Raw genomic sequence first — 8,400 nt, 5'->3', positions numbered from 1 at the left:
ACAAGCTTGTGACCTCGAGGGGGAGGCGCTGGAGCTAGACAGTTATCGAAATTCAAAGTTTCCTAATTTAAAATATTTTGGAATAGAAAAGGGAGCTACAGAACTGTACTCCCTTTTCCTTGAATATAAGAAGTATACTTATCTCACTTGTAAAGCACCTTATTTAAATTCTACAGTTGCCAGTAAATCAGATCCTGTTGGATGCGGCTTGAAGCCTGTGATATCAGCTTTACCCGCAAGGATTGGTCTTGAGTGAACAAGCGGAATCCATGGAGCATCTTCTTTGATCAGAACCTGAGCCTCTTTGTAAAGTTTTTCACGCTCTGCCTGGTCTGCACTAGCCTGAGCTTTTACAAGCAGTTCATGCACTTCAGGGTTTTCGTAGTAAGTGTAGTTGTTGGAGCCGATGCTGTCCTGGTCAAGGAGCACATATAGGAAGTTATCAGCATCCCCATTGTCGCCAGTCCATCCTAATAGGAATGTATCAGCTTCACCATTTTTTGCTTTATCCAGGTAAGTACCCCACTCATAAGTAACGATTTTTGCCTTTACGCCGATTGCGTCAAAGTTGGCTTGAAGTGCTTCAGCTACTTTTTGTCCATCCGGCATATATGGTCTAGGAACCGGCATTGCCCATAGCTCCATTTCAAAACCATCTTCATATCCTGCTTCTTTTAAAAGTTCCTTGGCCTTCTCAGGGTCAAACTCATAATCCTTAACGTCATCATTGTAACCCGCTACAACTGAAGGCATTGGGTTTTTCGCAGGCTCAGCTGCACCGGCATAGAATGCATCAATAAGAGCTTGCTTATCAACTGCATAGTTCAATGCCTGACGGACTTTTTTATCTTTTAATGGTCCGCGTGTGCTTGTCAATCCAAGGTAAGCTACGTTTAATGATGGACGTTCAAAAGTTTGAAGATCCGGATTTCCATCGATTTGGCCAACATCACTGAAGTTAACACCATCGATTAAGTCGACTTCGCCTGTAGCCAGGGCGTTCAGACGCGCAGAGTTTTCAGGGATGACACGGAAGATAACCTCATCAAGCTTTGGAAGGCCTTCCTGCCAGTATTCTTCATTTTTTACAAGAGTGATGCGATCGTTTGCTTTGTATTCTTTAAATACAAATGGACCTGTTCCCACCGGGTTGTGAAGGAATTTTTCCCCATGCTTTTCAATCGCAGCCGGGCTTGCAATTCCAAATGGAGACATCGCAAGGTTCTTTAAGAATGGTGCAATTGGCTTGTTTAAAGTAAACTCAACTGTGTAATCATCTACAGCTTTCACTTCAGAGATTTTATCCCCAAACTGAGAGTTATAGTAATAGAACTGCTCAGCGTTTCCTGCTTTCCATCTTTCAAAGTTGAAGACAACCGCTTCGGCATTAAAGTCAGTTCCATCGTGGAACTTTACGCCTTCACGAAGCTTTAATGTATGCTTTAGCCCGTCTTCACTCATTTCCCATTTAGTAGCAAGGCCAGGCTGAATTTCCGTATCCTGCTCACCAAATTCAATCAGAGTTTCATAGATGTTTTTTGTAACTTTAAAAGACTCACCTTCTGTTGTAATAGCGGGATCAAGTGAAGTAGAATCACCGCCGCGGCCAAATACTAATGTGCCGCCTGATGACGTTTCTTCTGTATCTGTACCTTTCTCTTTATCCTTTTCGTCTTTCGTTCCGCTGCTTGAGTTGCTGCTGCAGCCGGCAAGAGCCAGTGACAGTAACAAAGCTGCAACCAGGAACCAAATGCCATTGCGCTTCTTCATTGTTTTCCCCCTTTTTTCTTTTGCCGGTATCGGCTGTTTACATATTTATCATCCATGCAGTTCTGCCTTTATAGCTCAGCTATAGAGATGGCAGGCTGCAAAGTGACCCGGTTCAATTTCCTTCAGCAGCGGCCTATCTGTTTTGCAGATTTCCATGCATTCTTTACATCTAGTATGAAAGGCACATCCAGCTGGCGGATTCTGCGGACTTGGAATGTCCCCAGTTAATAGCTCCCTGTCTTTCTTTAAAGTCGGGTCAGGGATGGGAACTGCACCAAGCAATGCCCTTGTGTAAGGATGCAGCGGCTTATCGTAGAGCTGGTCAGACGTTGTGATCTCTACTAATCTTCCAAGATACATAACACCAACTCTATCACTGATATGTTTAACTACCCCTAGATCATGGGCAATGAATATATACGTCAGCTGAAATTCTTTTTGAAGATCTTCCAGCAGGTTGAGCACCTGTGATTGAATGGATACATCAAGTGCTGAAACAGGCTCATCTGCAATGATCAGCTTAGGCTTGGTCATCAATGCTCTTGCGATTCCAATCCTCTGCCTTTGGCCTCCGCTGAATTGGTGCGGATACCGTTTGGCATGGTAGCTGCTGAGGCCGACAACCTCCAGCATCTCTCTTACCCGCTGTTTACGCTCTTCTTTGTTCCCTATGCCGTGGACAATGAGAGGCTCCTCCAAAATCTGCTCAACAGTATGGCGGGGATTTAACGACGCAAACGGATCCTGGAATACCATCTGCATTTCCTTTCTCATCTTGCGCATTTCCGCTGAGTTTAGGGAAGTCAGATCCTTGCCTTCAAAAACCACTTTCCCCTCTGTCGGTTCAATCAGGCGCATCAGCATTCTTCCTGTGGTTGATTTACCGCAGCCAGATTCACCTACAAGGCCAAGCGTTTCCCCTTTGTTAACGAAAAAGGTGATATCATCAACCGCTTTCACATCACCCTGTTTTCTTCCAAACAGGCCGCCTGTCACGGGGAAATATTTCTTTAACTGATTAACTTCCAACAGCACTTCGGTCATCAATGACACCCCCAGACTCATGCAGAAAACAGCGCACTGTATGCTGTTCTGCACTATTGGCATTATAAAGCGGAGGACTTTCCGTCATGCACCGGTCATGGACAAATTCACAGCGTGCTGCAAAACGGCATCCAGTCTTGATGGAGCCCGGTTTAGGCACATTTCCCGGAATCGAATATAATCGCTCTTTTTTCTCTCTTACATCAGGCACTGATTGAAGAAGTCCCCGGGTATAAGGATGCTTTGGATTTTTGAATATCTCTTCTACAGGAGCTTCCTCCACTATTTTCCCGGCATACATGACAATTACCCTCTCACATACTTCCGCTACTACCCCGAGATCATGAGTAATCATGACTATGGCTGTGTCGAGCTTTTCATTAAGATCCTTCATAAGGGATAATATCTGGGCCTGGATGGTCACGTCCAAAGCAGTTGTCGGCTCATCTGCAATCAGAAGCCGAGGATGGCAGGACAATGCCATGGCAATCATTACCCTCTGCCTCATTCCCCCTGACAGCTGGTGGGGATATTCCTTTACTATCTGCTCTGCCCTAGGCAGGCCAACAAGCTTAAGCATTTCAACAGCCTGCTGGATTGCAGCCTTCTTATTTAACTTCTTATGTAATTTGATTCCTTCTGTCAGCTGATCTCCTATTGTAAATAACGGATTCAATGAAGTCATCGGCTCCTGAAAAATCATAGCCACTTCATTTCCCCTTATTTCACGCATTCTTTTTTCTGATGCTTTTACGAGATCTTCTCCATCTAAAAGAATTTCACCGCCAACAATTTTTCCCGGGGGCTGTGGAATCAGCTTCATAATGGATAGAGATGTAACACTCTTCCCGCAGCCTGATTCTCCTACTATCCCCAGAATTTCACCCTTGTTGACCGAGAAGCTGATATCATCCACAGCCGGAACTTCTCCATCTGAAGAGAAAAAGGATGTCCTTAGCTGTTTTACATCTAAAACTGGAGCTTGAGTCACACGGATACTCCCTTCCTGATCGTCCGTTTCTATGAAATGGGACATATTTAACAATTTTGGACCTTAGGTCACTATCTTTTTTTCATTCTATAAAAAAAGATTGGTTAAGTCTACTCATTTTTCTAAATTATTTAAATATAGTAAACATTATATATTTTTAGATCTGGTTTTTTAAGTAATATCCTACTAATAATTATGAAAAAGTTGGAGATTAATGACCGTTATTTGCAGGCAGCTGTTTTAACACTATAGTAATTTAACGCATTGCTATCAAAAAGCACACACAAAAGCCGGCCCTGTAATAGAGCCGGCTTTTAAACCTAATTTTCAAGCTGCTGAACTTGAAAAAGCTTATAATAATTCCCCTGTTTTTTCATTAATTCGTCATGGCTTCCCGCTTCAGAAATTTCACCATGCTCTATCAGAATAATTCTATCTGCATGTGTGATGGTGGAAAGGCGATGAGCCACGATAAAAGTCGTGCGGTCTTTAGCCAGCTTTTCCAACGCTTCCTGTATCAGATGTTCACTCTCCAGATCAAGGGCTGAAGTGGCTTCATCAAGCACAAGGATCGGCGGATTTTTCAAAAAGATTCTCGCAATGGCAATTCGCTGCTTCTGCCCTCCAGACAGTTTCACACCTCGCTCGCCAACCTTGGTATCATAGCCTTCAGGCAAGTTCATAATAAATTCGTGGGCATTTGCAGCCTTGGCAGCTTCTATTACTTCCTCTTCAGTGGCATCGGGTTTGCCGAGAAGAATGTTAGTTTTGACCGATTCACTGAACAAAATATTATCCTGAAGCACCATCCCGATTTTATCGCGAAGGCTCCTTACTTTAAACGAACGGATATCTGTGCCATCAAGCAGTATTCTGCCTTCATTCACATCGTAAAAACGCGGAATCAGCCCTACCAAAGAGGACTTCCCTCCTCCGCTCATACCTACAAGGGCAATCGTTTCCCCTGCCGATACATCGAGATTGATTTCCTTTAATACCGGAGGCTCATTCTCATTGTAGGAAAAGCTCACTTCCTCAAATTGGATATGCCCTTTAACATCCCGGCATTGGATGGCATCAGGTGAATCGTCAATATCATATTTCTCATCAATTAACTCAAATACCCGATCCATGGATGCGATTGATTGGGTTAAGGTGGTTGAAGAGTTAACAAGCCTTCTAAGCGGGCCGTACAATCTATCTATATAAGCGACAAATGCCATCATGACACCGAGGGAAATATCTCCCTGGATAACCTGATATCCTGAATACCCAATGACTAAAAGCGGTGAAATATCTGTAATGGTGTTAACCACTGCAAATGCTTTTGCATTCCACCTCGTGTGGTCGATCGCTTTTGTCAGGAAATTCTTATTTTGCGCATCAAATTGGGATTGCTCATAATCCTCAATGGCAAAGCTTTTAACAACTGCCATCCCCTGAACACGTTCATGAAGATAGCCCTGTACCTCTGCAAGAGCCTGTGAACGGGCCCTTGTCAGCTTTCTGAGGTTCCCAAAAAAGTATTTAACCGAAAAGGCATAAAATGGAAATAACAGCAGTGACACAATCGTCAGCGTAACGTCCATATTCAGCATAATGACAACTGCAATTAAAATGGTTGCCACATCAAGCCATAAATTCATTAAACCAGTTACGACGAATGTTTTGGTTTGCTCAACATCATTTATGACCCTGGAGATAACTTCCCCTGTTCTGGTATTTGCATAGAATCGGAAGCTTAACTTTTGAATGTGGGTAAAAAGCTTATCCCGGATATCATATAGAATTTTGCTTGCCACCCACTGGGCAAAATATTGGCGGTAATACTCAATTGGCGGGCGGGCGATGACAAATAAAGCAATCATCACAGCCATAACCATTAACAGTGTGCTGTTCTTATCGCTCTGGCTCAATGCATCATTGCCAATAATATCATCTATTACATACTTAATCAGAAGCGGAATCAAAAGCGGAATGGCAAATTTAATGATGCCTATGATAATGGTTCCGATAATCTGAAGCCGATACGGCTTAACGAATTTCAAATATCTTTTTATACTGTCCAACCGGATCGCTCCCCCTCTCTGTCTCATTCCCTGTTATTTTCTTAAACTTACCCCTAAACCCGGCAATCATGCAGATTCTGGACAAAATAAAAACCTGCTGACTCAAGGTCCAACAGGCGTTTTTTCGGCATTCAGCCCTTTTTTAGCGTCTGTAAGTAAGATAGCGTTCATACCATATATCAATAAAGTCGGGTGCAAAAGGACCTTTTCTCTGACGGATCCAATGGATGAGGTTGTCCACATTTGATTTAAGGATGCTGTCAATCACATCGGGATAATTCATTTCCTGACGGTGCCGTTCATATTCGTCTTCGTCAAGCAAATTGAATGTCATGTCCGGATATACTTTAATATCGAGATCATAATCAATATACTTTAACGCTTCTCCATCAAAAATAAATGGTGAACTAATATTACAGTAATAATAAACACCATCTTCCCGAATCATTCCAATCACATTAAACCAGTGCTGAGAATGAAAATAACAAATGGCTGGCTCTCTTGTCACCCATGTTCTTCCGTCAGATTCTGTTACGATTGTCCGGTCATTTCCGCCAATCACTAAATTTTGTGTCCCTTTTAATACGGTTGTTTCCTCCCAGACGCGGTGGATATGCCCATTATGTTTATAGCTGTGTATTTGCATTGGTTCGCCTTCGATGGGTACCGCCATTCTTTTTCCCCTACTTTCCTTCCGGAAGCTTTGCAACCTGATAATACTTTTTTGGCGCCTTTAATAGGCTTCCTCCCCTTCATGGCCGTGCAAACTGCACAGCATGACTCAATAATATCCAAAAGAAAAAGGCAACAAAGTACGATTCCTGTTTTCTACTATTATAACGGTAAAAGGAAATTTTTAAAACAAAGAGCCATTGAAATGTATCAACGGCTGTAAAAAAAGGATTTTATAGCTTATTTTATAGGTATAGAAGACAACGAAAGAGGATAGAGAGTTTATCTTTAAACGGTTACATTTACTTTCTGATAGGAGCGGATGACCTCTTCGGTCTGTTCCTCAAATATACGATGAATTTGTTTGAGCTCTTCTTTCATTCTGACAATTTCATACTGTACACTTTCAAGCTCCGTTTCCTGCTGAATTGCTTTTAATTCCTCTTCAATCTCCTGGCAGCGCTCCAGCTCGCTCTGCAGGTAAAGAAGCTTTTCCATCGTTTTCATCTGTTCTGAAACTAAACTGTTAAAGTTCTCCATATTTGCACCACCGTCCCCATTATTTTTCCTATTTCTATAATTTCGCTGTACCTTTTTTTAACCCTTTGACTAGTTATGTTGACTTTATGGAAGTTTTGTCGAAGGGGGAGAGCATGATGACAATCAGCACAAAAAAAGAAGCCGCCTTTTCCATTTAAAAGGCGGCTTCTTTCTTTAGATGTAATTAGCGGCTTTGTTTGCCGGCATTTTGACCTTTGCGAGCTTCAGCTTGCTGGTTTTGCTGTCTTACTTCAGCAGCATTTGTTTCGCTGGCAAATTCAGTACCGAATTGGCCTTGGCCAGCAGATTGTGCGTTTTGTTGTCTCACTTCTTGAACATTAGTTCCAGCTTGAGTTTGGTTTGGTTGTTTAGCCATTATAATCACCTCCACGCTCATTAATTTAACCGGGAGCGGAGGAAACTATCCAACTTTTTTAAAAACCAAAAATATCCATATTTTATTAAACCAGCAGGGAAATGCCGCCATCCACAATAATCGTCTGTCCGCGAATCATGCTGGATTCCTCACCTAATAGAAACATAACAGTATTTACCATATCTTCAATTTCAACCATACGTCCTGCAGGTGTTTTGGTTTTTGCTTCTTCGAGAAGCTCTGCACGGTTAGGGAAATGTTTTAAAGCTTCAGTATCTACTGCACCGCCTGAAACAGCGTTTACGACAATATTTTTAGGAGCCAGTTCAACAGCCAGGTAACGTGTCAATGCTTCCAATGCTGCCTTGGAAACTCCTACAGTCGTATAGTTTTCCAGATAGCGGATCGATCCCAGCGAGCTGATGCTTACAATTTTTCCGCCGCCGCTTTTCTCCATTAGCTTTGCAGCTTCCTGACCGCAGAAAAGCAGGGCTTTGCTGTTAATATTCATCGTCCAGTCCCAATGAGATTCTTCCAGTTCCATTGCCGGACGCAAAACCCCGGAAGCTGCATTGTTGACAAACACATCGAGCCTTCCAAATTCACGGTCAATCTCTGCGAAAAGTCCTTTAATTTTTTCTACATCCCCCACGTTTGCTTTTACAACCAGGACTTTTCTTCCAAGCGCCTCAATTTCGGCTGCTGTTTCATTTGCAGCCGACTTGCTGCGTGCGTAATTGATGACAATATCATAGCCTTCTTTGGCAAGCCTGATGGCTGTTGCCTTTCCAATTCCTCTGCTGCTTCCTGTTACCAGTGCTACTTTTTGTGTCATGATTCAATTTCCTTTCTGTTATGTATTTCTGTTGTTTAGGGATTTTTATCCCGGGAATTTATAAACAAAACACCTTGCCGATTTTATTTTAGCTTTTTCCATC

General features: G+C 42.6%; 8 protein-coding genes. All 8 read right to left on the bottom strand.

From position 1 onward, the window contains the following. Positions 1-159: 159 nt before the first annotated feature. The 8 genes from BFI01S_RS20055 to fabL all read right to left on the bottom strand — a co-directional run bounded on the left by BFI01S_RS20055 (position 160) and on the right by fabL (position 8,297). Complete coding sequence (locus BFI01S_RS20055) at positions 160-1,770, bottom strand: ABC transporter substrate-binding protein (protein ID WP_061794177.1); 1,611 nt, start codon at positions 1,768-1,770, stop codon at positions 160-162. A 75-nt stretch (positions 1,771-1,845) separates the two neighbouring features. Next, entirely contained in the window at positions 1,846-2,814 is a 969-nt protein-coding gene (locus BFI01S_RS20050; protein WP_061794176.1) for an ABC transporter ATP-binding protein, read from the bottom strand. Beyond that, a complete protein-coding gene (locus BFI01S_RS20045) occupies positions 2,789-3,805 on the bottom strand; it encodes an ABC transporter ATP-binding protein (protein WP_061794175.1) in 1,017 nt (338 codons plus the stop codon). The genes BFI01S_RS20050 and BFI01S_RS20045 overlap by 26 nt, the downstream gene beginning before the upstream one ends. A 320-nt stretch (positions 3,806-4,125) precedes the next feature. Further along, a complete protein-coding gene (locus BFI01S_RS20040; protein WP_061794174.1) occupies positions 4,126-5,874 on the bottom strand; it encodes an ABC transporter ATP-binding protein in 1,749 nt (582 codons plus the stop codon). 142 nt (positions 5,875-6,016) lie between these two features. Continuing rightward, positions 6,017-6,547 (bottom strand): nucleoside tri-diphosphate phosphatase, encoded by a 531-nt coding sequence (ntdP, locus tag BFI01S_RS20035; RefSeq protein WP_009335840.1) that lies wholly within the window; start codon positions 6,545-6,547, stop codon positions 6,017-6,019. A 287-nt stretch (positions 6,548-6,834) separates the two neighbouring features. Beyond that, entirely contained in the window at positions 6,835-7,086 is a 252-nt protein-coding gene (locus tag BFI01S_RS20030; RefSeq protein ID WP_061794173.1) for a YgaB family protein, read from the bottom strand. Between the two features lie 184 nt (positions 7,087-7,270). Then, a complete protein-coding gene (locus tag BFI01S_RS20025) occupies positions 7,271-7,462 on the bottom strand; it encodes a gamma-type small acid-soluble spore protein (RefSeq protein ID WP_009335838.1) in 192 nt (63 codons plus the stop codon). A gap of 85 nt (positions 7,463-7,547) precedes the next feature. Next, positions 7,548-8,297: an enoyl-[acyl-carrier-protein] reductase FabL gene (fabL, locus tag BFI01S_RS20020; protein ID WP_061794172.1), complete on the bottom strand. Its 750-nt coding sequence runs from the start codon at positions 8,295-8,297 to the stop codon at positions 7,548-7,550. Between the last annotated feature and the right edge of the window lie 103 nt (positions 8,298-8,400).

Source organism: Cytobacillus firmus NBRC 15306, assembly GCF_001591465.1.
In the GTDB taxonomy this organism is placed as follows: domain Bacteria; phylum Bacillota; class Bacilli; order Bacillales; family Cytobacillaceae; genus Cytobacillus; species Cytobacillus firmus.
This window is presented reverse-complemented; position numbering and strand designations above follow the sequence as displayed.

Bases quoted from the DNA above. Each gene is read 5' to 3' on its own strand.
- BFI01S_RS20055 (WP_061794177.1), bottom strand. From the start codon at position 1,770: ATGAAGAAGCGCAATGGCATTTGGTTCCTGGTTGCAGCTTTGTTACTG.
- BFI01S_RS20025 (WP_009335838.1), bottom strand. From the start codon at position 7,462: ATGGCTAAACAACCAAACCAAACTCAAGCTGGAACTAATGTTCAAGAA.
- fabL (WP_061794172.1), bottom strand. From the start codon at position 8,297: ATGACACAAAAAGTAGCACTGGTAACAGGAAGCAGCAGAGGAATTGGA.
- BFI01S_RS20050 (WP_061794176.1), bottom strand. From the start codon at position 2,814: ATGACCGAAGTGCTGTTGGAAGTTAATCAGTTAAAGAAATATTTCCCC.
- BFI01S_RS20030 (WP_061794173.1), bottom strand. From the start codon at position 7,086: ATGGAGAACTTTAACAGTTTAGTTTCAGAACAGATGAAAACGATGGAA.
- ntdP (WP_009335840.1), bottom strand. From the start codon at position 6,547: ATGGCGGTACCCATCGAAGGCGAACCAATGCAAATACACAGCTATAAA.